General features: G+C 66.4%; 22 protein-coding genes. 13 read left to right on the forward strand and 9 right to left on the reverse strand.

The window, feature by feature from the left end:
• Window positions 1-117: 117 nt before the first annotated feature.
• The 3 genes from ACZY0Y_RS10380 to ACZY0Y_RS10390 are packed head-to-tail and all read right to left on the reverse strand — an operon-like array spanning window position 118 to window position 3,174.
• On the reverse strand, window positions 118-1,416 hold the full coding sequence (locus tag ACZY0Y_RS10380; protein WP_463882323.1) for a glycosyltransferase: 1,299 nt from the start codon (window positions 1,414-1,416) through the stop codon (window positions 118-120).
• The gene (locus ACZY0Y_RS10385; RefSeq protein ID WP_463882321.1) at window positions 1,413-2,420 is read right to left on the reverse strand and encodes a glycosyltransferase family 2 protein; all 1,008 of its coding nucleotides are present in this window, start codon (window positions 2,418-2,420) and stop codon (window positions 1,413-1,415) included. The genes ACZY0Y_RS10380 and ACZY0Y_RS10385 overlap by 4 nt, the downstream gene beginning before the upstream one ends.
• A 1-nt stretch (window position 2,421) precedes the next feature.
• Window positions 2,422-3,174 carry a glycosyltransferase family 2 protein gene (locus tag ACZY0Y_RS10390; protein WP_035740138.1) on the reverse strand — a complete coding sequence of 251 codons (753 nt, stop codon included), beginning with the start codon at window positions 3,172-3,174 and terminating at the stop codon, window positions 2,422-2,424.
• Between ACZY0Y_RS10390 and ACZY0Y_RS10395 the strand changes: the two genes are divergently transcribed.
• Both ACZY0Y_RS10395 and ACZY0Y_RS10400 read left to right on the forward strand, forming a co-directional pair.
• Entirely contained in the window at window positions 3,146-3,415 is a 270-nt protein-coding gene (locus ACZY0Y_RS10395; protein ID WP_463882500.1) for a hypothetical protein, read from the forward strand. The genes ACZY0Y_RS10390 and ACZY0Y_RS10395 overlap by 29 nt on opposite strands.
• Before the next feature lie 418 nt (window positions 3,416-3,833).
• Window positions 3,834-6,143: a PKD domain-containing protein gene (locus tag ACZY0Y_RS10400; RefSeq protein ID WP_463957849.1), complete on the forward strand. Its 2,310-nt coding sequence runs from the start codon at window positions 3,834-3,836 to the stop codon at window positions 6,141-6,143.
• Between the two features lie 104 nt (window positions 6,144-6,247).
• Here the strand turns inward: ACZY0Y_RS10400 and ACZY0Y_RS10405 are convergent, their stop codons facing one another.
• Window positions 6,248-6,835: an SDR family NAD(P)-dependent oxidoreductase gene (locus ACZY0Y_RS10405; protein WP_463957885.1), complete on the reverse strand. Its 588-nt coding sequence runs from the start codon at window positions 6,833-6,835 to the stop codon at window positions 6,248-6,250.
• A gap of 84 nt (window positions 6,836-6,919) precedes the next feature.
• On the opposite strand from ACZY0Y_RS10405, the gene ACZY0Y_RS10410 reads away from it, so the two are divergent.
• The 4 genes from ACZY0Y_RS10410 to ACZY0Y_RS10425 all read left to right on the forward strand — a co-directional run bounded on the left by ACZY0Y_RS10410 (window position 6,920) and on the right by ACZY0Y_RS10425 (window position 9,198).
• Entirely contained in the window at window positions 6,920-7,525 is a 606-nt protein-coding gene (locus tag ACZY0Y_RS10410; RefSeq protein ID WP_463957850.1) for a TetR/AcrR family transcriptional regulator, read from the forward strand.
• A gap of 225 nt (window positions 7,526-7,750) precedes the next feature.
• On the forward strand, window positions 7,751-8,293 hold the full coding sequence (locus tag ACZY0Y_RS10415; protein WP_463882311.1) for a TspO/MBR family protein: 543 nt from the start codon (window positions 7,751-7,753) through the stop codon (window positions 8,291-8,293).
• A 63-nt stretch (window positions 8,294-8,356) separates the two neighbouring features.
• Window positions 8,357-8,848: a YidH family protein gene (locus ACZY0Y_RS10420; RefSeq protein ID WP_463882309.1), complete on the forward strand. Its 492-nt coding sequence runs from the start codon at window positions 8,357-8,359 to the stop codon at window positions 8,846-8,848.
• Window positions 8,849-8,850: 2 nt separating this feature from the next.
• Window positions 8,851-9,198 (forward strand): DUF202 domain-containing protein, encoded by a 348-nt coding sequence (locus ACZY0Y_RS10425; RefSeq protein WP_160663634.1) that lies wholly within the window; start codon window positions 8,851-8,853, stop codon window positions 9,196-9,198.
• A gap of 65 nt (window positions 9,199-9,263) precedes the next feature.
• On the opposite strand, the gene ACZY0Y_RS10430 is transcribed toward ACZY0Y_RS10425, so the two are convergent.
• Window positions 9,264-11,213, reverse strand: coding sequence for an ATP-binding protein (locus tag ACZY0Y_RS10430; RefSeq protein WP_463957852.1), 1,950 nt, complete (start codon window positions 11,211-11,213; stop codon window positions 9,264-9,266).
• Window positions 11,214-11,714: 501 nt separating this feature from the next.
• Here ACZY0Y_RS10430 and ACZY0Y_RS10435 point away from each other — a divergent pair.
• The gene (locus ACZY0Y_RS10435) at window positions 11,715-12,533 is read left to right on the forward strand and encodes a glycoside hydrolase family 16 protein (protein WP_463957854.1); all 819 of its coding nucleotides are present in this window, start codon (window positions 11,715-11,717) and stop codon (window positions 12,531-12,533) included.
• 6 nt (window positions 12,534-12,539) lie between these two features.
• Here the strand turns inward: ACZY0Y_RS10435 and galT are convergent, their stop codons facing one another.
• From galT to ACZY0Y_RS10450, 3 genes are all read right to left on the reverse strand, one after another.
• Window positions 12,540-13,661, reverse strand: a complete 1,122-nt coding sequence (gene galT / locus ACZY0Y_RS10440) for a galactose-1-phosphate uridylyltransferase (protein WP_463957856.1) — start codon at window positions 13,659-13,661, stop codon at window positions 12,540-12,542.
• A 33-nt stretch (window positions 13,662-13,694) separates the two neighbouring features.
• Window positions 13,695-14,426 carry an ABC transporter ATP-binding protein gene (locus tag ACZY0Y_RS10445; protein WP_463957858.1) on the reverse strand — a complete coding sequence of 244 codons (732 nt, stop codon included), beginning with the start codon at window positions 14,424-14,426 and terminating at the stop codon, window positions 13,695-13,697.
• A gap of 78 nt (window positions 14,427-14,504) precedes the next feature.
• Window positions 14,505-15,638 (reverse strand): ABC transporter permease, encoded by a 1,134-nt coding sequence (locus ACZY0Y_RS10450; protein WP_463957860.1) that lies wholly within the window; start codon window positions 15,636-15,638, stop codon window positions 14,505-14,507.
• A 509-nt stretch (window positions 15,639-16,147) separates the two neighbouring features.
• Here ACZY0Y_RS10450 and ACZY0Y_RS10455 point away from each other — a divergent pair.
• Both ACZY0Y_RS10455 and ACZY0Y_RS10460 read left to right on the forward strand, forming a co-directional pair.
• Window positions 16,148-17,557: a trimethylamine monooxygenase gene (locus ACZY0Y_RS10455; protein WP_463957862.1), complete on the forward strand. Its 1,410-nt coding sequence runs from the start codon at window positions 16,148-16,150 to the stop codon at window positions 17,555-17,557.
• Between the two features lie 207 nt (window positions 17,558-17,764).
• Window positions 17,765-19,012, forward strand: coding sequence for an MFS transporter (locus ACZY0Y_RS10460; protein WP_463957864.1), 1,248 nt, complete (start codon window positions 17,765-17,767; stop codon window positions 19,010-19,012).
• Window positions 19,013-19,042: 30 nt separating this feature from the next.
• On the opposite strand, the gene ACZY0Y_RS10465 is transcribed toward ACZY0Y_RS10460, so the two are convergent.
• The gene (locus tag ACZY0Y_RS10465) at window positions 19,043-19,945 is read right to left on the reverse strand and encodes a LysR family transcriptional regulator (RefSeq protein WP_463957866.1); all 903 of its coding nucleotides are present in this window, start codon (window positions 19,943-19,945) and stop codon (window positions 19,043-19,045) included.
• Window positions 19,946-20,057: 112 nt separating this feature from the next.
• On the opposite strand from ACZY0Y_RS10465, the gene mdlC reads away from it, so the two are divergent.
• The 4 genes from mdlC (at window position 20,058) to ACZY0Y_RS10485 (ending at window position 24,146) form a co-directional block, all read left to right on the forward strand.
• Window positions 20,058-21,659: a benzoylformate decarboxylase gene (mdlC, locus tag ACZY0Y_RS10470; RefSeq protein WP_463957868.1), complete on the forward strand. Its 1,602-nt coding sequence runs from the start codon at window positions 20,058-20,060 to the stop codon at window positions 21,657-21,659.
• A gap of 23 nt (window positions 21,660-21,682) precedes the next feature.
• The gene (locus tag ACZY0Y_RS10475; RefSeq protein WP_463957870.1) at window positions 21,683-23,164 is read left to right on the forward strand and encodes a benzaldehyde dehydrogenase; all 1,482 of its coding nucleotides are present in this window, start codon (window positions 21,683-21,685) and stop codon (window positions 23,162-23,164) included.
• A 185-nt stretch (window positions 23,165-23,349) separates the two neighbouring features.
• Window positions 23,350-23,664, forward strand: coding sequence for a hypothetical protein (locus ACZY0Y_RS10480; protein ID WP_463957872.1), 315 nt, complete (start codon window positions 23,350-23,352; stop codon window positions 23,662-23,664).
• Window positions 23,665-23,942: 278 nt separating this feature from the next.
• Entirely contained in the window at window positions 23,943-24,146 is a 204-nt protein-coding gene (locus ACZY0Y_RS10485; protein ID WP_463882285.1) for a hypothetical protein, read from the forward strand.
• Window positions 24,147-24,217 lie beyond the last annotated feature (71 nt).

The following is a 24,217-nucleotide window of genomic DNA, read 5'->3' on the forward strand; positions in this document are numbered from 1 at the left end:
TGAAACTTCCTTGATCGATTGTCGGGGACTGTGCGAGTGGGTGGTCAGCGTCCCCTTGTGACGCGCTCCCCCAAAACTGTGTAGGCCATCTGCCGTGCCGGTGGTCGGTGAACCCGCCTATGTCTTTCCCGACCGGCGCTCAAGAAGGTAGTTCAGTGGTCCTCGCGCCACTGAGACAAGTTCTGTCCGCAGGGCCTTCGCGATGCGCGGGTCCCGGGGCGCCGTCGCCGTCGTGATGGCCGCGTTCTGCCCACGGGAATGGTTACGGGCGTTTCTGAGGAAATGCAACGCGCCTTGTGGGCTTCGGGCAATGGCCAGTCGTGCCGTTTTTGGGTTCAAGAGAATCTTGGTCAGCCACGATCCCAGGCCTTTGCCATAACCGCTGACCTGGACAATGAGGTCTTCCAGCTCTGCCCGGTGGCGGTGCCAGACAATCGCTGAAGGCTGGACGACCAGGGAATGCCCGCCGAGGATGACCCGGGTGAACATGTCGATGTCCTCGCCGCCGCAGGTGCGGGTCCCGACGCCCAGGGCCGGGTCAAATGCTCCCAGCGCCAGGGCGGTGCGCCGATCGAGTGCGAAGTTCGCCCCGGTGCCGAAGGCCCCCGGGCAGAACGGGAACGTCGGCAGGTCGGCCGGCGGATCCGCCATGGAAAAGACTTTCGGCGCCACGATCTTGGACCAGTTGACACGCTCGTCGAAGTAGCCTTGGGCGGCCGACCGCAGCTCGCCGGCAGGAACCAGTCCTGTCACGCAGGCAACATTAGGGGCCTGCTCAAAGCCGGATGCGATTCCCCGCAGCCAGAACTCGTCCACCACGACGTCGTCATCCGTGAACGCGACGATGTCCCCGCGCGCATGCCGCAAGCCGGCATTGCGGGCCCTGGACAGCCCCGGCCTCGGCTCGGAAATCAGGATTAAGCGGGGGTCTTGAAACTCCTCACGGACCATGTCGCGTGTCTCGTCAGTACTTGCGCCGTTGTCCACAACGATGACGTCGAAGTTCGGGTAGTCGAGGCGCAGGATCGCGGCGATCGCGCCGCGCAGCAGCGACGCGCGGTCCCGCGTGCACACAATCACAGTGATTGAGGGCGTCGACGACGTCTGGGATGCTGCGGCCGACGGCAGTGCCGCCGCGGCGGACTCAAGGACGCCACGGTCCAGGACGCCGCCGGGGGCGTCGACGTCGACGAACCCGCGCACTGACGGTCCGCTGCGCACCAGTAGGCGTGCGCGGTGGTAGCCCACGGAATCCTGAAGCCTCAGGTGGGTGTAGCCCGCGAGGGCATCAAGGTCGACGGCTCCGACCCACAGGGCTCCGGGCCAGTCAGGGGCGGCCCCGGTTCCCATCGACGGAGCAATGTCCAGGCCTGCGTCCTCGATTGCCACCCCAAACTCGTTTCCGACTTCAATCACGTGGCTTCCCTCCAGGGAGGGCCGCTATGGGCGAGAGGGGCTGGGCCGGACAGGAGCGATCCGGAGCCTTGGGCGACCCGGCGTCCGCGCAGATATCCTGCGGCAGTGACTGCCAGAACGGCAACGGAGGCGCCCGCCCGGCGCAGACCCTGGGGGTCGGCACCGCGGCCCCAGGCCGCCAGGGCGGAAAAGACCGCCTGTGGAAGGACGCTGCGGACGTAGCGCCGCTCGGGACCCAGGGCCCGTTTGTGGCCCACGATGTGGCTGACCTGGGCTTTGGAAATACCCTCCGCCCAGGAACGCTCAAGCATGTAGCGGAACGTTCCCCGCTGGACCGGGACGTAGTGATGCACCAGGGCTGCCGGCTCGTACACGATGCGGGAGCCCGGGGAGCCAACAGCCGCCCGGATGCAGATTTCGGTCTCTTCGCAACCCAGCGGTTTCGTCCCCTGGCGTCCAAGGGAAAGGTTGAAGCCGCCGACCTGCTGGAGCACCTGAAGCCGGAAGGACATGTTGGCGCCGATCACGTTCCGCACTTCGGAGGCCACCTTGGGCATGCCGCGGTGGCTGCAGCCGACGATCCAGTCCAATTCAGGGCCAAAGTGGCCGGGCCGGCCGCCTTCCCACGCCGGCTCAACCTTGCCGCCGACTGCCAGGACGTCGGAATCGTCGTACAGCGCCGTCAGCTTCTCGAGCCAGTCCGGAGCTGCCACGGCGTCGTCGTCCAAAAACGCCACGATCTCCGAGGTGGCCAGGCCCACGCCCGTATTCCGGGCCCCGGAAAGGCCCTGGAGACCGGTGCTCTCCACCAGGGTGACGTCCTGGACGGCGGCCACCAGCCGCTTGTACAGATCCTCGTTGTGGTCCACGACGACGATCACCTGCTTCGGCTGCAGCGTCTGGGCGTGGACGGAGTCAATGACGTCCATGAGTAGTTCCCAGCGCTGCTCCGTGTAGGAGCAGATGACCACGGAAGCGGTGGGCCGGAAATTGAAGTCGAGCACCTTAGGCTCCTTCCGCCACGGTAAGCACGCTGTGCGGATCCGTGGGTGTGCGGGCAAACCGGACATTCGGATAGGTGTACTTCACCCGTCGGAGGGCTTCGGGCCTTGCCCCCGCGGTCGGCGCATCCCACGTCGTGCATTCCCGGGCCAGCGTGCGCAGGACCCGCCATCCGTCCCGGAAGGTCTGCAGATTCGAGACACCGGAGATGCGGTCAAGTTCGAAGCTCGGCACTTCCGCGATCCGTAGGCCTGCGCGGGCGGCCCTGACGATCAGCTCCGTCTCGATCTCAAAGCCGTCCGACTCCAATTCGAGGACCTCGAGGCATTCGCGGCGGAGCGCAATGTAGCCGTAGCAAAGATCCGAGTAGTTGCTTCTCAGCACCGTGTTCGCCAACCCCGTCAGGACCCGGTTCCCGGTGTTCCGCAGCCAGGTCAGGTCTTCCGACCCGCCGCCTGTTACGTAGCGGGAGCCCTTGACGAAGTCGTAGTCATGCTGGAGTGGGGAAACGAACCAGCCGATTTCCTGCGGGTCCATGCTTCCGTCCGCGTCGAGCATCACGATGATGTCTCCCGACGCCGCTGCAAAGCCGGCGCGGACTGCGATGCCCTTGCCCTTGCGCGGTTCAGCCACCACCACAACGTCGACCCTGAGTGCCCGGGCGACGTCGATCGTGTGGTCATGGGAGCGCCCGTCCACGATGACCACTTCATCCACATATGAAGGCATGCGCCGCAGAACCCACGGCAAATTCATTTCTTCATTCAGCGTAGGAATAACCACGCTCACCGAAGCCCTCGGCGAGGCGGCAATTCGCTCCGTGGGCGAATTAGGGACCAAATTGGGAATAGACAAAAGCCTCACCACTTCATGGAATTTCCGGACGCTGACAGCCCAGCCATCAGCGAATGAGAACCTATCGGACGAATTCATAGACATCCGTCGAATTACCAGCAACCCCGAACCCCAGCTGCCACTGGACGGTGGCCTTGCCTAGAGCCTAAAGTTCACCCAATGTTGTGTCACGAGTGGCTAATACTTGGTTGTTTGTTCCACTCAGCACGCGGTTCCCGTGCCTCTACTTGGGTCCTCCGGGCGGCCTACTCGGGAACCACGAGTCATTCGTGAACGGTGTACTCGGACGGCGGCTTAAGTGCCAAATTCCGTTGAGTTTCAGCGCTTTTGTCCTGATACTGGAACCGTACGCCGCCTCGACTGGAGGCTCCAGCGCCGGCGCACGCCGAAGCCGCAACGAAGTTGCAAGGCGGCTGCGGGTCCAGGGGGAAACGGGATTCTGGGTGCAGTTCGGCTGCCACCCAGGGGGCATATCGCGTATTCCATGAAAGGTCTTTCTCCGCCAGGAAAGACATAAGAATCCAAACTAGGGAAAATTGCTCTTTTCACTTCCCGAAAGAGTGGCTAGCATCACCTCGTCGGGAGACATCTGCAAACTCACCATGGAAACGGCGATCAAACGCATGAAAGAAACGGCGATCAAGATGAAACGTACAGTCCGCTGGCTAAGCCAGAGCCTGGTAATGGCATTAGTCGTGGCAGGGGGCCTGCTGGGAATCTCAAGCAGCGCCTCGGCGGCCACCGACTACGGTTATCCCAGCATCAGCTACTCCGGAGTGAGCAACCCACCGACGTCGGACAAGCCGCAGAGCAAGCTCTGGTTCAACGGCGGATCCTGGTGGGCCGATATGTGGACCTCCGGAACGGGCTGGCAAATCTACCGGCTGGACGTCCCCACGAAGACCTGGGTCAGTACCGGTATCACGAATGACACCCGGGCCAGCACGCTGGCGGACACACTCTGGGATGGCACCCACCTCTACATCGCCTCCCATGTTGTGACAGTGTCCAGCGATTCAACGCCCAAAGCATCGGTCTCGGGGCAGCCTGCCAAGCTGTACCGCTACAGCTACTCCGGGGGAACGTTCACCTTGGACAGCGGCTTCCCGACCACCATCATGAACAACAGCAGCGAGTCGATGACGATCGACCAGGACAGCACAGGCGCCATCTGGGCGACCTGGACCCAGGTCTCCGGCAATTCGACCAGCGGCTTCAAAAACACCGTCTACGTCAACCGATCCGCAGCGGGCGGGACCAGCTGGGACTCCCCGTTCGTTATCCCGGTCACCAACCCGAATCCCGCTCCGGATGACATCTCCGCGGTCGTGGCTTACGGCAACAACAAGGTCGGGGTCATGTGGAGCGACCAGCTCACAGGCTCCGTGCGCTGGGCGACCCGCACCGATGGGACCAGCCCCACGGCGACGTCCTCGTGGAAGGTCCAGGATGCCGTCAAGGGCAACAAGCTCGCCGACGACCATCTGAGCGTCAAGACACTTCAGTCCGACAATACTGGCCGGGTGTTCGCTGCGATCAAGACCGGCCTCAACGACACGTCGAGCAACCAGAGCCTGGCGCAGTTGCTGCTGGTGGTTTTCAAGCCCGGAACGGGCTCGTTCTCGCAGTCAACGATCGCCACGATCGGGGACTGCGTATCCCGCCCGCAAATCATCCTGGATACGCAGAACAACAGCGTGCACGCCTTCCACACCGCACCCGGCACCGGTGTCAGCGGCTGCGCCTACTCCGGCATCCCCGGCGCCATCTATGAAAAGACGGCCTCCATGGACAACCCCGTCTTCGCCTCCGGACGCGGCACTCCGATCATCCAGGACGGATCGTCCGCCAACATGAACGACGTGACCACCAGCAAGCAGAGCGTGAACAGCACCACCGGCCTGGTGGTCCTGGCCAGCAACAACGTGACCAAGCGCTACTGGTTCTCCTACCGGCCCCTGGGGGGAACCACACCACCCCCGCCGGCGGCACCGGTGGCCTCGTTCACCGCGTCTCCGACGTCGGGCACCGCACCACTGGATGTGGCTTTCACTGACACGTCCACGGGTTCACCGACCTCATGGGCCTGGGCGTTCGGGGACGGCGGGACCTCCACCACGCAGAATCCGTCGCACACCTACTCCACCGCCGGAACCTACACCGCGACACTGACCGCCACCAACGCCGGAGGCTCGACGTCGGCCAGCAAGACCATCACGGTCAACCCGGGCACCACCCCGCCGCCGCCGTCAGGGATCACAGTCGGAGCCTCGACCACCACGAACAACGCAACGGCCACTACGGCCGTCACGCTGCCCAAGCCGTCGGGAACGGCGGCCGGCGACGTCCTGGTCGCGTCGTTCACGGCGGACCAGAATCCGACGGTATCCGCTGCCCCGGCTGGCTGGACAGCCGTCGTCAACAATCTCTCCATCACCAGCGGCGCGCGGGTCTTCGCCTACTACAAGGTGGTGGGCTCAGCTGACCCGGCCAGTTACAGCTGGACACTGAGCACCGCGGTGAAGTGGGGCGGCGGCGTCACAGCCTACCGGGGTGTCAACAACAGCACCCCGCTGGACAGCAGCGTTGTCACAGCCACAAACACCACCTACACAGCGACCAGCATCACAGCCCCCAGCATCACCACCGCCAGCAACAACGCGATGCTGATCGGCGGCGTCGGCTTCGACAGCTCCTCGCCGGCGGCAACGCCCCCGAGCGGCTGGACCGAACGTTGGGAAGCCACTGCCGCGCAGATCGCTGAACAGGCCGACAAGACGCAAGCCACCGCGGGCGCCACCGGCACAGCCACCTGGACATTCACCGCAAAAGCCGTCGCAGTCTGGCGGACAGCGCTGAAGCCTGCCTGACCAGGCCAATCCAACGGGGCCCTGCTGACATACAGCAGGGATATAGCAAGAGGACGACGGCGGGAGCTCCCGCCGTCGTCCTCTTGCGTTGTGCCGGCGTGCTGTTAGATCGCGGACCAGCCGCCGTCGGAGGCGAGGATCGCGCCGTTGACGTTGGTGCCGTCGTCGCTGAGCAGGAAGGTGATCGAGGCCGCCAGCTGCGCCGCGGTGGCGGGGGCCGGGATGTTCGCGTCCATCAGCGGGCCGAGCCGCTCGGCTGCCAGCTGGGAACCCCACGTGGCTTCGATGTTGGTGATGGTGGCACCGGGGACCACGGCGTTGAAACGCAGGCCCTTCGGCCCGTACATCACCGAGGAGTTCCTGGTCAGTCCGATGACGGCGTGCTTGGACGCGGTGTACGCGGCACCGGCGGCCGAACCCCGGAGGCCGGCCTCGGAGGCGACGACGGCGGCGATGGTTGCCTCATCAGCGATGTCACCGGCGATGGGAACCAGGTCCAGGCCGCTGTTCCCGGCGACCAGCTCGTCCAGCCGCTCGGCGCTGATGTCGGCGGCGATGACCTTGCCGCCCTCCTTGGCAATGCGCAGGGCCGTGGCCAGCCCGATGCCCGAGCCGGCGCCCGTGACGATAACTGTCCTGCCGGCGAAGCGGCCCGAGGTGATGGATTCCTGCCATGAAGCTTCGTTGCCCATGATGTCCTTCCGAGTGTTTCCCAGTGCTGACATCTCCCTCCTTATGACACGCTGTGTCATTATGAAAGGGTGAATACTGGTGGGATGCCTTCGCAAGACCCCAAGCCCCCCGGCATGCGTTCCCCCGGGCGTCCCGTGACCATCGATCCGGACGCCATCGCCAGGCTCGCGCTGCGGCTGTTCGCCGAAAACGGCTACGAACGGACCTCGATGGAGGACATTGCCCGCGAGGCCGGGATTGGGCGTAAGAGCCTGTACCGGTATTTCTCCAGCAAGGCCGATCTCATCTGGGGCGGCATGGAACCGGTGATCCAGGCCTCTGGGCTCGCCCTCGAAGTGGCCGGGGACGGTCGCGAGGGCGGCGACGGCCTCATGGCGGGATTGCGTGCCGCGGCCATCGCCGGTGTGGCGGCAATTCCCGATCTTTCGGTGTCGCGGGGGCGGCTGCGCCTGATCGCGGAGCATCCCGAACTGGCCAGCCGGAGCTATGATTCCCTGGCGCCCCAGCGCGAGAGGGCTCGGCTCTATCTTGTTGATCTCGGGGTTCCGGACGAGACGGCCTGCTACCTGTGTGCGGCCTATCTCGCCGCGACATTTGAAGCGTGGATGCGGTGGGCCGCGGGAACGGACCCTGATCCGGTGCCGTACCTCCTGGCTTCAGTCGAGGTGCTGCGGGTGCCGGAGGCCTGACAGACGGATTCCACCGAGGGCAGGGGCGGCAGGTGACGCCGTCGCCAACGCGCTGTCGCTGCGCAAATCACCCTGCGCTGCGCAATTGCGCCCTCGCTGCGGGCATTCGCGTAGCGCTGGGCATTTGGCGCGGCGCCATCCATTTTGCGCCGCGGACGACGGCGACGGCGGCAGGTCCCGCCGTCGGGGTTTGACGTATGGGCGCCGATTGACCACAGTAAGTCAGTGCCTGCGAACGTTGACGCCAGTCTCCCGCGCCCCGCGCTGCCGGTTGACCGGCCGTGGCGGCGGCAAAGCGCAGCCTTGCTCGGCTTCCTGGCGGTGTCCTGGTGCGTGTCGCTGTTGGGCTCCCTGCCGATCCGGATGAACGGGGACGGCTGGTACGCCGTCGCTGACAAGGCCCCATGGACCCCGCCGGGATGGATCTTCGGCTCCGTGTGGCTGGTGCTCTATGCAGCCATGGCCGTAGCGGTGTGGCTCGTGTGGCGGCAGCGGCGCGTCGACCGGCGGCCGGCGCTCCGGGCCTATGGCGCCCTGCTGCTGTTGAATCTGGCGTGGCCGTTTACGTTCTTTGGCCTGTACCCGATGCTGGAAACCGCTGCCCTGTGGCTGGCCCTTCTCGTCATTGGGGGCCACGCCGTGACGGCAACCCTTGCCGTCCTCAGCTTCGGGCCCATCAGCAGGACCGCCGGTTTGCTGATGCTGCCCTACGTCTCGTGGCTTGTGTTCTCGGCCAGCCTGAACCTGTATGCGGCCGTGAACAACTGAGAACGACGCAGCGGTGGCAGAAAAATGTGGAATTCTCTCGTCGAGTGACATCCTGAAAGCATCATGACCGCACACGAAGAGGCACACGACACGTCCCACAACGTCGGCCAGGCACCGGGCGGCGCACCCCCGGCCGCGACCGGCACCGGGTCTGAGGCTGCCGGGGAGGTTTCGGGCACCGGCCGGAGTCGTCGTGGGATCTTGTCTCGGGCACTGGCCGGCGGGACCGACCCGGATCCCCGGTTCACGCTCGCCAACGAGCGCACGTTCCTGGCCTGGATCCGGACCTCGCTGGCGATGGTCGCCGGCGGCATCGCGGTCGAGGCCTTCACCGCGGAACTGTTCGACCCGGAACTCCGCAAGACCGTCTCCGTGCTCTTGCTTCTGCTGGGGCTGGTGACGGGCGGCGGTTCGTTCTTCCGCTGGCTCAATGTGGAACGGGCCATGCGGCGCCAGGCTCCGCTCCCGGCGCCCCTGCTCGCTCCGGTCCTGGCCGTCGGCGGCGCCCTCGTTGCGGCCGTGCTGATTGTCTTTGTGATCGGGCGGTCGGCCTAGCCGTGGCGAAGACCAGGCCCGCTGCTGTTCATAACGACCCGGGGCTCCAGCCCGAGCGCACGGACCTCGCGTGGCGGCGGACCTCCTTCACGCTGGTCACGGCGGCCTGCATCTTCTTGCGCTGGGTGCCCCACCACGGCTGGTTTGCCGGCACCCTTGTGGCGGCTTCACTCCTGGTCGCCCTGGGCATCGCCCTCACGCAGCGGCGCCGCTACCACCACCACGCCAGCGGTATCGGCGGGGCGGTGATGACCGCGAACATCCGGGGGACGGCGGCGATTGCCGGCAGCGTTGTGGTACTCGCCGGCCTGGGCATCTACACGGTTCTGTACCTGCCGCTGCAGCGGTAGCCTGGCGGCCATGCGCCAGTGCCGGGGCGCGGCACCGCATCACGACGCCACCTCGGAAGCGTGTTTCAGCTCAGGAACGACAAGTGGATGTCGCTGCCATAGCGCCGGATGATGTCCTGCTTGGCGCTGTGGAAAGCCTCAAGCTCGCCCCCATGCCCGTGCTGACCGATGCGCCGCCGGGCCAGTTCGTCCGAGATCACGTCCATAAAGAGTTCGGCGAGCAGCAGCCGCGCTGAGTCTCGGAAGCGCCCGCGGCCGTCGACATAGAGCCTCACGGTCGGTGCGCCGGTGTTGATGATGACCTTGCGTTCCGCGGCGCTGTAGAGGGCCCGGTCCGCGCTGTTGTGCAGGTTCCGGAATTCGTAGCCGATGAACAGATCCATACCGTGGTCCCGGGGAACCCGGTGCGCCGCGGGGTGCTCAGCGGGGTGGCCGGCGGGTCGAACAACCGCAGGGTGCGGGGGCTGGCTTTCGCTGCGGTGGGACGCGTGCTCGGCAACCACGATCTCACACCATGCCCAGTAGGCGCCGGCCCGGACGGTGATCTCACCCCGCTCCCCCGCGGCGTCCCCCGTGACCGTCCACTCGATCCGCTGGGTGCCGTCCAACGAACCGACCGGAACGGGAACAGGCTCAGGTTCAATCCGCATCGACTCGGGCAGAACGAGTTCGAAGGTGAGCTGTTCGCCGTCGGGCAACTGGCCTGCATCGACCAGCAGGGCGACGTGGAACGGGTGCCCCGGCTTCCGGTAGTAGAACGGGGTGGTGAACCGCAGGGCGGCCGGTGGTTCCTCCTCGGCCGGGATCCGGCCGGCGGCTTCCGGGGAGGACTCGATGCCCAGGTCCACCACGGCCGCCTCACTCATGTGCTGCAGCAGGCGCTCGATCATCTCGGCGGTGCGGCCGGAGGTGGTGGCCCGTTCCAGGTGCGCGACCTTCTCCTTCTCGTCCCGCACCGCGCTGCCGATCATGGCGCTGACGGCCTGGGAGAACGCTGCCACAAACGGATCCTTGAAGTTCAGCCCTTCCCGCTCGTCGCTGATGACCGCCTTGCCGAGGCCCAGCATCTCGGTCAGCGCAGCGCAGCGGACAGTGCCGAACAGATACTCCGTTCCCACCTGGTTCTCGTACTCGAACAGCGTGCAGTCGAGCGCCGCCATCCCGGACAGGACCACCAGGCCGTTGGTGCGTTCGTCGCCCTTGAGCGTCAGCTCCACATCCTTCGCCCGCTTCAGCGTGAGGGTAAATGGATGCTCCTGTCCCTCGTGGCTAAAGCTGCCGGGGTGCTCCGGGCCGAGGAGCAGCATGGCCGGGGGCTCCTGGAAGCGGATCAACTCGCTGGCGTCGTGCCCGGTTCCATGCTGTCCGCCGCCCCGGCCAGGCACCAGCTCCACCGTCCGGCGGTCCAGCACGTCACGCAGATAGATGTTGTCCGAGAGGGACTGCAGCAGGGTTGCGTGCTGGGTGATCGTGACGTGGGGATTATCGACGACGATGGTCACCCGGGTGCCGCTCTCGGCGACGCCCGCGGGAATGCCGAGGCGGGCGTAGTCGGCGGGAAACGCACGGCGGTCCTCCTCGCCGTCGTCGTAGAGGTAGCCGCCGTTCTCGCCGCGGAAGACGTCGATGCGGGTGAACCGGCTGTCCCTGATGGTCTCGATCCAGCCGTGACCCAGGCCGAAGATTGCCTGCTTGAGTCCGCGACCGAAGTATCCACGGCCGTTGCCCTCGCCGCGGGAGAGCGGGCTGTGCGCGCCGCCGTAGGTGAGGATGCGGGCGGCCTCTTCGAAGGACATGCCCTCCGCCTGGTCAGTCACCATGAGCACGGCACCGGTGTAGTGCCGCTCGTAGCCGACGTGGATGCTGCCGGTCACGGGCGCCCCGGTTTTCTCCAGCCGGGCGTAGCTGTCGTCGCTGTTGGTGATGAGCTCCACCAGCGCCTTCTCCACGGAAGCGAACCGGCGGGAGTCGATCCCGATCACCCGCTGGTCAACCTGGATTTCGGCAACCGTCATGGCGTCTCCCTCACTCGCAACCCCGCTGTTGCACCAGCTGCCGTCGCCGGACGGTGCCGATAGCTGGAGCCTAGCAGTTTGGTGGGTTGTGGGCTCGGAACAATGTCCAGCTTCGGTGGCTGGCGCTTATCAAGTAATCCGGGACGCCGACACGAGAGTAGGAAGCCAACAGGCGAGTAGCCGGTACTCCTGACCTGCGGCAAACCCGCCTATCGCCTGAGCGCAAGAAGAGGATCAGGCCGCCTGCCGAGTCGTAAACGGAAGGACCATCGTGCAACCAGCCACAGCGCCCGGTGCCACGGGGTGGGCACCGGCCGAAAGGGGACCACAGCATCGGCAGCATCCGGTCCTGGCCCCGACCCGAGGCGTGGCTTTTCCATGAAGGGCCGCTCGTTGCAGGGGCTGTGTTGCTTTCTCATCCTGGCCGGGCTGGCAGGGAGTGCACCTATTACAGAATCTGCCGCAGCCGATCCCGCGGCCTCCGGCGCCTCGGGAGCCGGCATGGCGGCGGAGTCGCCGTCCTCCGATCGCGGGGCTGGCATGCAGGCGGAAGCCCCTGCTCCTGACACTGGGGCAGACACTTCCGGCGACGCCTCCTCCGGCAATCCCGCTGGAACGGATTCGCTGACAGTCACGCCGGTCCTGGGCTCGACGCACACGGTGCCGCCCGGCGTCGACGGCGCGTCGCATCTGGTTTTCGACGATGACTTCGACACCCTGAACACAGCAGTCTGGACTCCCTACTGGTTCAATGATTGCGATCCCAAATCGGTGATGAACAACGTCAAGACCTGTTCGAGCAACGTTAAGGTTGCCAATGGCGAAGCAGTTCTCCAGCTCACCGATGCCCAGTCCGGCGCACTTCTCTCCACCAATCCCGAGGACGGCGCTCCCGGCCATGCGGGCTTCGAGTTCAGCAGCGGCTACATCGAAGCACGGATCTACTTCCCGGGAACCTGCAGCAGCGGGATCCCCAACTGGCCAGCGTGGTGGACCGTGGGGCAGCGGTATCCCCGTACCGGGGAAATCGACATAGCGGAGCCCCTTGCCGGTGATATGTGGAGCGTGTATCACTCAGCGGAGGGCAGGAAAAAGCGGACGATTGACGCCTGCTGGGCCGGGGCCTACCACACCTACGGTTTGCACCGGAAGGCCGGAGCCAACGACATCTACTACGACGGCCGGCTCGTTCACTCCTATCCCACGGTTGATGGAAACAGCCCCCACTATCTGATCCTGAATTTGGGCGTCTCGGCGGGTCCCCGGCTTTTCGGCGAGCGGGTCAGCATGAGGGTGGACTATGTGCGGGTGTGGCAGTAGCCGACGTCAGGAAAGGCGCCCCGCCGTCACCTCGCTGGCCACCTCCCGCAGCCGGGCGGCAACGGATTCGGGGGTGGTGTCGTTGATGAAAGCACCCATGGCGGCCTCGGAGCCGGCCAGGTACTTGAGCTTGTCCGCGGCGCGGCGCGGCGAGGTCAGCTGCAGGTGCAGGTGGCCGGTCCTGCGCAGGGCTGGTTCCAGCGGCGCCTGGTGCCAGGCCGCGATGTAGGGGGTCGGCGTCGCGTAGAGGGCGTCGAAGCGCTTTAGGAGTTCGGGGTACAGCTCCGCCAATTCGTCCCGCTCGGCCCCGTCCAGCGCCGCCAGGTCCGGGACTTCGCGGTGCGGGACGAGGTGGACCTCCAGCGGCCAGCGGGCCGCGAAGGGCACATAGGCACTGAAATGTTCGCCCTCCAGCACCATGCGTCTGCCGTCGCGGCGCTCGTTCCGGAGCAGCGCGGAAGTGAGGGTCGAAGTACCGTTGGACGTCGCGGCGTACTGCCCTGCTGCGGCGGCCAGGACCGCGGCGCGGGGCGTCACGTACGGGTAGGCGTAGATCTGCCCGTGCGGGTGGTGCAGGGTGACGCCGATTTCGGCGCCCCGGTTTTCGAAGGGGAAGACCTGCTGGATACCGGGGAGGCCGCTGAGCGCTTCCGTCCGGTGGGCCCAAGCGTCAATCACCGTGCGGGTGCGGCGCCAGCCCAGTTCAGCGAAGGACCCGGTGTGCTGCGGGGTAAAAGCCACCACTTCGCAGCGGCCGACGGCGGGGGCCGAGTCCCCCCAGCCCGGTGCGGCGGGGAGTTCGGTCACATCCGGGCCGAGCGAGGGGAATCGGTTTTCGAAGACGGCGACGTCGTAGTCCGGGGCCGGGATCTCGGTTTGGTTGGCCGGCGTCGTCGGGCAGATGGGGCATTGGTCCGCCGGCGGCAGGTGGGTCCGCGCCTGCCGGTGCGCGGCGACGGCAACCCATTCGCGGCTGAGCGCATCGAAGCGCAACTCGCCGGGTTCCGGGCGGGCGGGCAGCCTGCGGTGATCCACGAGGGATGCTGCGGGCCGCTCGCCGTCGTCGTCGTCGTCAAAGTAGAGGATCTCGCGGCCGCCGGCCAGCCGGGCCATGGTGGTTCGCGTCATGGTCTCAGTTGTACACGATGGGGAGGTTGCGTCTCAGACCGATGTCAGTACGGGGGCGGTGAGCTTGCCGTCGCGCATGGTGGCGACCGAGTCCGTCAGTGGGACAAATTCGGTGTCGTGGGTCACCATGACCGTGGCGACCCTGAAGTCGTCGGTGACCCGGCGCAGGAGCCGGACGATGGAGTCGCTGCGTTCGTGGTCCAGGGCGGCGGTGGGTTCGTCCACGAGCAGGACCTTGGGATCGCCCATGAGGGCCCGGGCGATGTTGACCCGCTGGCGCTGGCCGCCGGAGAGCTGGTGCGGGCGTTTGCCCGCGCTGGAGCTGAGTCCGACGACGTCGAGCAGTTCCGCGGCTTTGGCCCGTGCGGCTTTGACGGACTTTCCGCGCAGGTGGTCGCCGATGATGAGCTGTTCGGCGGCAGTCAGGGAGGCGAGCAGGTTGGGCTGTTGGAAGATGATGCCGATCTTCTCCCGCCGCAGCATGGTGAGGTCCTTGTCGCCGAGCCCGGTGGCGTCGGTGCCGTCGATGACCACCAGGCCATGGGTGGGGCGGACCAGGGTGGCGGCTGCGGCCAGGAGGCTGGATTTTCCGGAACCTGACGGACCGACGAGGGAGACCATCTGGCCCGCCTGCACGGTGAGGTTCACGGCGTCCAGGGCTTTGATGGTCCCGTCCCCGTCCGGGTATTCGAGCGTGACGTTGACGAGGTTCAGGGGGCCCCGGGCGGAGGACCGGGGGTCGAGAGGGCTGGGGGTGGAGGACATGGAGTTGCTGCCTTTCGGGAAAGTTCTGGGGGCGGATCGGTAACGCGGCTGCGGACGGGCAGGCCGGCGACGGAGGGCCTAGTTCCCGCCGAGGGCGATGAGCGCGTCGACCTTGGTGACACGGCGGACGGCCAGTGCCGCCCCTGCCAGGCCCAGGGCGACGATTCCGAGAATGGGCAGGAGTGTTGTTGCGGGGTTGACCAGGAACGGGGCTGCCTGGGCTGCGAAGAAACCGCCGAGGATGCCGATCCCGCCGCCGACTCCGGCCCCGGCCAGCAGGACGATCGCGGCCTGGGTGATGGCGTCGCGCAGGACGTAGCCGCCGGATGCCCCCATGGCTTTCAGGACCGCGATGTCGCGGGTCCGCTGGACGGTCCAGACGGTCAGGAAGGCCACGATGACCAGTGCGGAGATTCCGTAGAGGAAAGCCTGCATCAGTGTCAGGGAGCCGTTCTCGCTCTTGTAGGAGCCCAGCGACTGGAAGGATCCGGTGCGCGAGGCGCTCACGGTGTGGGCTGCGACGTTGGCGGCGGCCTCGTCCACCGAGGCTCCGTCCTGGTAGGTGATGACGGCGACGGTTCCGAGCTGCTCCGGGTCCGTCAGGTGGGCCAACGTGGACCAGGTGGGAAGCGCGGTCCAAACGACGCTGGTGTGGGAGTACCACTGGTCCTCCACCACGGCGCTGATGGTCAGTTCGTTCCCGCCGACGCTGGCCCTGTCCCCCGTGTTCAGGGACAGCGCTTTGGCGACGGTCTTGCCGATCACGACGGTACCGGCCGTTACCCGGGACGGCGCCAGCTGGCCATCCGGTGCGACGCCGAAGACGGCGACATTGGTGGTGCCGGTGCCCGTCCCGGTATCCGCAGCCACGGCCTGGAACCGGGTCTGGCTAATGCCCAGGGCCTCGGCGTTTTGCACGCCGGCCCGGTTCTTCCAGCCGTCGAGCTGCCTGGCGGTGATTTCGCTCTCGGTAAAGGAGGCCCTCGGCTCATTGGCGCCCGGGGCACCAAAGACAATGCTGTCCGCCGCTTTGGATGCGACCCCGCTGCCGTTGCCGGCGCCGAGTTTGTCAATGGCCGACGTCGACTGGTCACCCAGCCCGGCCGTCAGCCCGGAGAGCATGACGAGCAACAGGGTGATCAGGGCGACCACGCCGCCCATCAGGGCGAACCGTCCCTTGGCAAAGCGGATATCGCGGATAGCAAGAAACACGTTTGTTCTTCTTTCAGTGGGTGAAGTGCGGCCGAAAGGCTCTTAGATCCACTCTCCCGCGCACCTGCCCCGTCGCCATCGCGCAGTTGGTTGATCCGTGGCAGAGCAATGGCTGACCCCGGGTCAACCATTCGGTTGATCAGGCACAGGCCCGCGGCCCACCGCCCGCGGTCTGCATCATCTCCTTTTGACTTATCCACAGCCCGGATGAGCATAATGCAAGAGGCCCGCCGACCTTATTGGATCGTAGGCGGACCGCTCGGAACAGCCATGCAGGACCACTTTCCTGCTGACGGCAGACACCTATTGCCCTTTCTCCCGCTGCAGGCACAGGCCCGCAGGGATTGATTATCGAGGCCCGGCGCGCAGACGCGCCGGCCGTGTGTCACAGAAGAAGCCGTCACCCGCCGCGCGCCTCGCGCCGCCTGCGGTACGGCAGGTATGCCTCAAGACCATATGCCTTCCGGGCGTCGAATCTGATGGAGAAGATCCAACGAACAGGAGTAGGCATGTCAATGCGAGTCGGAATCATCGGGGCTGGCCCCAGCGGTATGGCACAGCTACGGGCGTTTGAGTCGGCACGGCAGGCAGGAGCCAGCATCCCGGAGATCATGTGCTTCGAAAAGCAGGGCGACTGGGGTGGCCAGTGGAACAACAGCTGGCGGATCGGTCTGGATGCCTTCGGCGAACCCGTGCACAGCAGCATGTACCGGCACCTGTGGTCCAACGGCCCGAAGGAGTGCCTGGAGTTCGCGGACTACACCTTCGACGAGCATTTCGGCCGGGCGATCTCGTCCTATCCCCCGCGCGAGGTCCTCTTCGATTACATCAAGGGCCGGGTGGCGAAGTCCGACGTGCGCAAGTACGTGCGTTTCAACACGGCGGCCCGCTGGGTCTCGTATGACGAAGAGGCGCAGGAATTCACCGTAACCGTCGAGGATCTGGTCACCGAGACCACCGAGACCCACGTCTTCGACAAACTGGTGGTCTCCACCGGCCACTTTTCCTTCCCCAATGTCCCCGAGTTCGAAGGCATCGGCGGCTTCCCGGGCGAGGTTCTGCATGCCCACGATTTCCGCGGCGCCGAACGGTTCGCCGGCCAGAACATCCTGCTGATCGGCAGCAGCTACTCCGCCGAGGACATCGGGATGCAGACACACAAAATGGGCGCGAAGTCCGTAACGTTCAGTTACCGCAGCGCACCGATGGGCTTCGACTGGCCCGAGAACACGACGGAACGTCCCCTGGTGACACGTTTCGAGGGCAGCACGGCGCATTTCAGCGACGGCACCACCGGAGACTTCCACGCCGTCGTCCTGTGCACGGGCTACCAGCACAATTATCCGTTCCTGCCGAGCGAGCTGTCGCTGAAGTCGCGCAACGTGCTCTACCCGGATCACCTCTACCAGGGCGTCGTGTGGCAGGACAACACGAACCTGTTCTATCTCGGCGCACAGGACCAGTACTACACCTTCAATATGTTCGACGCGCAGGCCTGGTTCGCCCGTGATGTGATGCTCGGCCGCATCCAACTGCCGGACGCCGCGGGGCGGGCAGCCGACATCGCGGGCTGGCTGGAGCGGCAGGCCGTCCTGGCGGACCACGACGCCGAGGCTGATTACCAGACGGATTATCTGCGCGAACTCATCGCGCAGACGGACTACCCCGAGTTCGACCTGGACACCGTTTCCGAGCTTTTAAAGCAGTGGATGCGCGACAAACAGGACAACATCCTGGGGTACCGGGACAACGTGCACCGCTCGGTGATGACCGGCACGATGGCTGGGAAGCACCACACGCGCTGGCTCAATGCCATGGATGACAGCCTGTCTCGTTACCTGCAGGGGCCGTCGGAGAATGTGGACACCGGAGCCCTCGCTGCCCTGACCGCGGCGGCTCCCGCGGGAGAGCACCGGTAGGCTCCAAAACTCCCGCATGAAGCGGGAACTAAGGAGGACGACGGCGGTAACCTCCCGCCGTCGTCCTCCCCGCCCATAGACACCATCTATGAAATGGGCGATCTTTATCTATTGGACTTGTGGCGGGGGTCTCATCAGACTTGGGGTGATAACAACTTCCGCCGGACATTTTCACGTCCGGCTGTGTAGACCAAGGACGTTCACACTATGCACACTCAACGAAAATGGGTCGTCATTCTCTGTTGGCTCACTGTCGTCTTCGAAGGTTTCGACCTCGTTGCTTTGGGCGCCTCCATCCCCACCCTGCTGGACACGAAGCACGCCGGCATTGACCCGGCCGGGGCCACTTTCGTGGCCACGATTTCCCTCGTCGGCGTCGGAATCGGCGCGGCCCTGATCGGTCCAATCTCGGACCGCTTCGGCCGGCGGATGCCCCTGATTATCTGCGTGGCACTCTTCTCCGTCTTCACCCTGATGTTCCCGTTGATGCCGAATGTGGCCCTGATGGGCATCCTGCGGCTCCTCGCCGGCCTTGGCCTGGGTGGCTGCATGCCGGTCGCCGTGACCGCCATGCAGGAAGCCGCTTCCAGCAATGGCAAAGCGCACTCCAGCACCCTGACCATGACCGGTTACCACGTCGGCGCCGTCGCCGCGTCGCTGATCGCCCTGCTGGTCGGCCGCCAGTGGGAATGGCTCTTCTACGCGGGCGGCATCCTCGGTCTCCTCGCCGTCCCCCTTATGTGGGCCAAGCTGCCGGAAACGTCCCCTGTCGCCGCAGCTTCGAAGACCGCCGGTGCGCCCGCGCCGACGGTCCGAATCGGCAGCCTGCTCCGCCGGCCGTATCTGCGCATCACGCTGGGACTCTGGGTTGCAGCCTTCATGGGCCTCATGCTGGTCTACGGCCTGAACACCTGGCTGCCGCAGCTGATGCGGGGCGCCGGATACAACGTCGCCGACTCCCTGGTCCTGCTCCTAGTGCTGAATGTCGGCGCCGTCGCCGGCCTGCTGGTCGGAGGCCGGGTCGCCGACCGCCGCGGAGTCAAGGGCACGACGATGTTCTGGTTCGCGGCCGCCGCCGTGCTGCTGGCCCTGCTGAGCATCAAGATGGACAACCAGGTGGTGCTCAACGGCGTCGTTTTCGTCACCGGTTTCTTCGTGTTCTGCGCCCAGGTGCTCGTCTACGGCTTCGTCGGCTACCTGTACCCCCGCCACATCGTCGCCTCCGGTATGGGCTTCGTCTCCGCCGTCGGCCGCCTCGGCGCGATTTCGGGTCCATGGATCACAGGCCTGCTGGTGGTTGCCGGCATCGCGTATCCCTTCAGCTTCTATGTCTTCGCGGCAGCGGCGCTGCTCGGCGTCGCGGCAGTGGCTGTCATCCCGAAGGTCAAGCCCGGCGCCCCGGAGGTTACGGAGGACGCCTCCCCGACGGCCGCCAGGGCTGCGGGCGTCGTCTAGGCCCGAGCCCGGATTCCGGACCCCCGTGAGCTACGGTTCGGCGCCCGGCTCGACCAGCGCCTCGGCCACGAGATCCAGGAACCAGGCTGCGGCGCCGGTGGAGGAGACAGCGGCATCCCAGTACAGGGTCACCTCGAACTGGGGCATATCGAACGGCAGCTCACGGATGGCAACGGGCCACCGCTCCGCCATTCTGGTGGCCATCTGCCGCGGCAGGATGGCCACCATGCCGCAGCCCACCACCACCTCGGCCAGCGCGGTGAAATGCGGAACCCGCAGCGCAATGGTCCGGTCCACCTGCTGCGCCCGGATGGCCTGCTCCACCTGGTCGTGGCCCGCCGCCGGGTCCATGGCGACATGCTGCAGGGCCAGGAAATCTTTCCAGGCGATGCGCGGTTCCGGTGCCGCCGCCTCCTGTGGCAGCACACAAACGTAGCGGTCGTCGGCCACGATGGTGCGGCGGCCGGACACTTCCAGCGGAACGCTCGCGATGGCGCCGTCGATCTCGCCATGGGCAAGCCAGCTTTGGACCAGGGAGATCTGCATGGGGACCACTTCGAGGCTGGCCCCGGGGGCCTGGACCACCAACTGCTTCATGATCCGCGGCAGGAAGGCGTTTTCACCGATGTCCGTCAGGCACAGGCGGAACGTCCTGCTGGTTTGGGAGGGATCAAAGACGCGGTGCGCGTCCACGGCTTCGTCGACGGCGAGCACCGACTTGCGGAACACGGCGGCCAGTTCCGAGGCGCGCGCCGTCGGCTCGTACCCGGCGGGACCGCGCACGAACAGCGGGTCGTGAAGGGCACGCCGCAGCCTGCCGAGGGCATGGCTGACAGTGGGTTGCGTCAGGGACAGTTCCTGCGCGGCGCGGGTCACCGAGCGGTGGTCATAAATGCTCAGGAACGTACGGATCAGATTCAGGTCTAAACTCACCAGCCCATCATAGAGACCATCTATGAGCAAGGGTGGATTTATTTGTTTGTCGGCATAGGGGTTTGGATCCTAGCTTGGTAGGACCAGCAGCCCCGGGATAGGAAAGCTCACCATGACCACAGTCAACGACGCCACTTACCAGCTCCTGCGCCAGCACGGACTCACTACGATTTTCGGCAACCCGGGCTCCAACGAGCTGCCGTTCCTCGCCGCCATGCCGGAGGATTTCCGCTATGTCCTGGGCCTCCACGAGGGCGTGGTGGCCGGGATGGCGGACGGCTACGCCCAGGCCACCCGTCGCCCAGCCCTGGTCAACCTGCACGCGGCCTCGGGATCGGGCAACGCCATGGGGGCGCTCACCAATGCCTGGTACTCGCACACGCCGCTGGTGATCACCGCAGGCCAGCAGGTCCGCGCCACGATCGGCCAGGAGGTGATGCTGTCCAATGTGGACGCCGCCTCGCTGCCCCGCCCGCTCGTGAAGTGGAGCGCGGAGCCGGCCTCGCCCCGCGACGTCGTCCGCACCATCGGCCAGGCCATCCACACCGCAGCCCTTGAGCCGTCCGGGCCCGTCTATGTATCCATTCCTTACGACGACTGGGCCCAGGAAACCGGACCTGAGGAGGAACACCTGGCCGCGCGCGTGGTCGAACACGCCGGCGAGCTTTCCGATGGCCAGCTCGCGGACCTCGTGGCAGCGCTCGACGCGGCCGAGAAGCCCGTCCTGGTCCTGGGACCCGACGTCGACTCCGCCCGGGGGAACGCCGACGCCGTCACGCTCGCCGAGCGCCTCGGCGCCCCGGTGTGGGTGGCACCGTCCGCGCCCCGCTGCCCGTTCCCGACCACACACGCAGCGTTCCGTGGCGTGCTGCCCGCCTCCGTCGACGGCATCACCCGCCTGCTGGCCGGACACGATCTGATCCTGGTAGTCGGCGCCCCGGTGTTCCGCTACCACCAGTACGAGCCAGGGAACTACCTCCCGGCGGGCGCATCCCTCCTGCAGATCACGTGCGATCCGGGAGAGGCTGCCCGGGCACCGATGGGGCGCGCGCTGGTGGCCTCGATCGGTCCTGCACTGCGCAGGCTGGCCGGGGCAGTTCAGGACCGCGGCGTGCAGCTGCGGCCGCGCCCGAGGCCGGATCTCTCCGCACTGGCAGCCCCAGGACCCGCTGAAGGCGGGCTGGCCCCGGAAGCCGTCTTCGAGCTCATCAATGACCTCGCCCCCGAGGACGCCGTGTACGTCAACGAGACGACGTCCACAGTCGCGGCCTTCTGGGACCGGATGGACATGCGCCAACCCGGCAGCTATTACTTCCCGGCCTCCGGCGGCCTCGGGTTCGGCATGCCGGCCGCGGTCGGAGTCCAGCTGGCCGAGCCGGGTCGCCGCGTGGTGGCCTTCATCGGCGACGGCTCTGCGAACTACGGCATTACTGCACTGTGGACGGCGGCGCAGTACGGGATCCCCGTGGTGTTCGTGATCCTCAACAACGGCACCTACGGCGCCCTGCGCGGCTTCGCGGCCAAACTCAACGCCCTCGACGCACCCGGCCTGGACGTGCCCGGGATCGACTTCGCCTCCCTCGCCGCAGGCTACGGCGTGGACGCGGACCGTGCCGAGTCGCTGGAGAAGCTGCGCGACTGCTTCACCAAGGCCCTTGCCTCCGACGGCCCCACGCTCATCGAAGTCCCCATCACGACCGTCTCCCCGTTCTGACCCAACCCACTGAAAGGGACATCATGACTGTCTCCGACGTTATTCTCGACACCTTCCTCGATTCCGGCCGCTGGGACGGGAAAATCAACATCGCCGGCTGGACCGAAGGATCCGGCGGAAGCCGGGATGTCGTTGAGCCGGCCACGGGCACGGTCCTGGGCCGTTTCGGTGTCGCCACGGCTGCCGATGTCGGTCGCGCCGCCACCGTGGCCGCCGAAGCCCAGCACGCGTGGGCTGCCACACGACCGGAGGAACGGGCCGCCATCCTGCGCCGCGCCGGCCAGCTCTGGGAGGAGCATGCCGAGGAAATCCAGCGCTGGATCATCCGCGAAAGCGGCGGTATCCCGGCCAAGGCCGCCCTGGAAACGCACATCGCGGCCAACGAATGCTACGAGGCCGCAGCGCTGCCGTCGCACCCGGCCGGAGAAGTCCTGACCTCCAATGAGGCGCGCTGGTCATTCGCGCGGCGGCGCCCCGCCGGCGTCGTGTCCGTGATCGCGCCCTTCAACTTCCCCCTGATCCTGTCCATCCGTTCGGTGGCACCGGCCCTGGCGCTGGGCAACGCCGTGCTGCTGAAGCCGGACCCCCGCACCGCGGTGTGCGGCGGCGTTGCGCTGATGCGGGTCTTCGAGGAAGCGGGCCTGCCCGCTGGCGTTCTCTCGCTCCTGCCCGGCGGCGCCGAGACGGGCGCCGCCGTCGTCGAGGCCCCTGAAGTCCGGGTGGTGTCCTTCACCGGTTCGACGGCGGCGGGCCGCAAGGTGGGCGAGGCCGCGGCCCGGCACCTCAAGCGCGCGCACCTTGAGCTCGGCGGCAATAACGCGCTGATCGTGCTGCCGGGCGCGGACGTCGCGAAGGCGGCCTCCGCGGGCGCGTTCGGCTCCTTTATGCACCAGGGCCAGATCTGCATGACGACCGGCCGGCACCTTGTCCACGAATCCGTCTACGACGCCTATGTGGCGGCCCTCAGCGAAAAGGCCTCCCATCTCCCGGTCGGCGACCCGGCCAGCGGTGCCGTGGCCTTGGGGCCGATCATTGACGAGCCACAACTCAGGCGCATCCACTCGATCGTCGAAGACGCCGTCCAGGCCGGCGCCCGGATCGCGGCGGGCGGAACCCACGAGGGGCTGTTCTACCGGCCCACGGTGCTGGCGGATCTCAGCCCGGACAACCCGGCGTTCGCCGAGGAAATCTTTGGCCCGGTCGCCCCGGTGGTCAAGTTCTCCACCCTCGACGAGGCAGTGGAACTCGTCAACGCCAACGAATACGGGCTCTCCGTCGGAATCCTTGGCGACGTGGGCGCAGCCATGACAATCGCCGACCGGGTCCACTCCGGGAAGGTGCACATCAACGAACAAACCGTCCTGGATGAAGCCAACGCACCTTTCGGCGGTGTGGGCGCCTCCGGCACCGGCTCGCGGTTCGGCGGTGCCACGGCGAACATCGAGGCCTTCACCGAAGTCCAGTGGCTCACCATGCGTCCCGAGATCGCGCAGTACCCGTTCTAGGACCGGGGGCTCGAAGACCACGAAGCCGTTCCTCAGACCCGCGCAGCCACGGTCAGAACAGGGCCTAGTTCCCTGACGCCGTGACGGGCCGGGCTGTGTACTGAACCGTACGGCTCGTTTGGCGATGCCATCGTTGAGGCCCCTCTCGACGGTGATAGCCAGGAGCCGCGGCGCTCTCCGGTGCCGTGGGTGGATGGCTGCTGCCGTTGGCCCGCCGGCACGGGACCGCCGTCGTGGATTTCGCCGGCATCGGAGTCCTCGCCCTCAGCCTGCTCGCCTACACCGCCGCCCTGGCCGTGGGGGGCAACGGATTCGTTGCCGCGTTCTGCGGCGGGCTGGCCTTCGGCACGTGCGCCGGTCGACGGGTGCCGGCTGAACTCGTCTTCGTCGAACAGATGGGCGGACTGGTCTCACTGCTTGTGTGGCTGGCCTTCGGCGGATGGGCCGCCGTAGTCGTTGGCGTCGCACCGGACGGCTGTGATGAGTCTCACCCGCAATAATCGCTATCTGGCTTGAGCCTCCCGCGCCGCGCTGTGCACTATGGAAAGGCAAGGCATGGATGTCAAACCCCCGCCGAGCCGGCCCTGACCACCGCGACGCCACACGTCCGCAGCGGAACAGCGGCAACAGTTTTACCCATCCTGGTGGACGCAATGAGGCCAAACCGGTGAGCTCGCAGAGCCGCCAACGGTCCCGGAGCGTTCCCGGTTTGGCCCCACGGCGGCTCCGCATCGGTGCGGCAGCCGGACCTCCGGATCATGAATGGAAGCACTGAACAATGACGTTTGAAACTGCCACCTCTGTAACCCACAAGCTCTGGGACCGCTCCAACATGCACAGCGAGCTGGACGCCCTGGTCCACGACCTCTCGGTCCGCCACAACACCCCCAAGAGCAACATCGCCGTCCACGCCAGCGGACCCAACACCTTCACACTCAGCCTGAACCACGGCGGGGCCAACCTGGAGACGGTCAACCTGTAGCAGACACAGCACGAAGCAACACCACGACGACGGCGGGAGTCTCCCGCCGTCGTCGTTCCTTGTCAGGCGCC

Source organism: Pseudarthrobacter kochi (assembly GCF_055412805.1).

Coding starts and splice junctions, on each gene's coding strand:
- mdlC (WP_463957868.1), top strand. CDS start 20,058: ATGACCACAGTCAACGACGCCACTTACCAGCTCCTGCGCCAGCACGGA.
- ACZY0Y_RS10475 (WP_463957870.1), top strand. CDS start 21,683: ATGACTGTCTCCGACGTTATTCTCGACACCTTCCTCGATTCCGGCCGC.
- ACZY0Y_RS10435 (WP_463957854.1), top strand. CDS start 11,715: ATGGCGGCGGAGTCGCCGTCCTCCGATCGCGGGGCTGGCATGCAGGCG.
- ACZY0Y_RS10410 (WP_463957850.1), top strand. CDS start 6,920: ATGCCTTCGCAAGACCCCAAGCCCCCCGGCATGCGTTCCCCCGGGCGT.
- ACZY0Y_RS10485 (WP_463882285.1), top strand. CDS start 23,943: ATGACGTTTGAAACTGCCACCTCTGTAACCCACAAGCTCTGGGACCGC.
- ACZY0Y_RS10405 (WP_463957885.1), bottom strand. CDS start 6,835: ATGGGCAACGAAGCTTCATGGCAGGAATCCATCACCTCGGGCCGCTTC.
- ACZY0Y_RS10420 (WP_463882309.1), top strand. CDS start 8,357: ATGACCGCACACGAAGAGGCACACGACACGTCCCACAACGTCGGCCAG.
- ACZY0Y_RS10430 (WP_463957852.1), bottom strand. CDS start 11,213: ATGACGGTTGCCGAAATCCAGGTTGACCAGCGGGTGATCGGGATCGAC.
- ACZY0Y_RS10395 (WP_463882500.1), top strand. CDS start 3,146: ATGCGCCGCAGAACCCACGGCAAATTCATTTCTTCATTCAGCGTAGGA.
- galT (WP_463957856.1), bottom strand. CDS start 13,661: ATGACGCGAACCACCATGGCCCGGCTGGCCGGCGGCCGCGAGATCCTC.
- ACZY0Y_RS10445 (WP_463957858.1), bottom strand. CDS start 14,426: ATGTCCTCCACCCCCAGCCCTCTCGACCCCCGGTCCTCCGCCCGGGGC.
- ACZY0Y_RS10455 (WP_463957862.1), top strand. CDS start 16,148: ATGTCAATGCGAGTCGGAATCATCGGGGCTGGCCCCAGCGGTATGGCA.
- ACZY0Y_RS10390 (WP_035740138.1), bottom strand. CDS start 3,174: ATGAATTTGCCGTGGGTTCTGCGGCGCATGCCTTCATATGTGGATGAA.
- ACZY0Y_RS10460 (WP_463957864.1), top strand. CDS start 17,765: ATGCACACTCAACGAAAATGGGTCGTCATTCTCTGTTGGCTCACTGTC.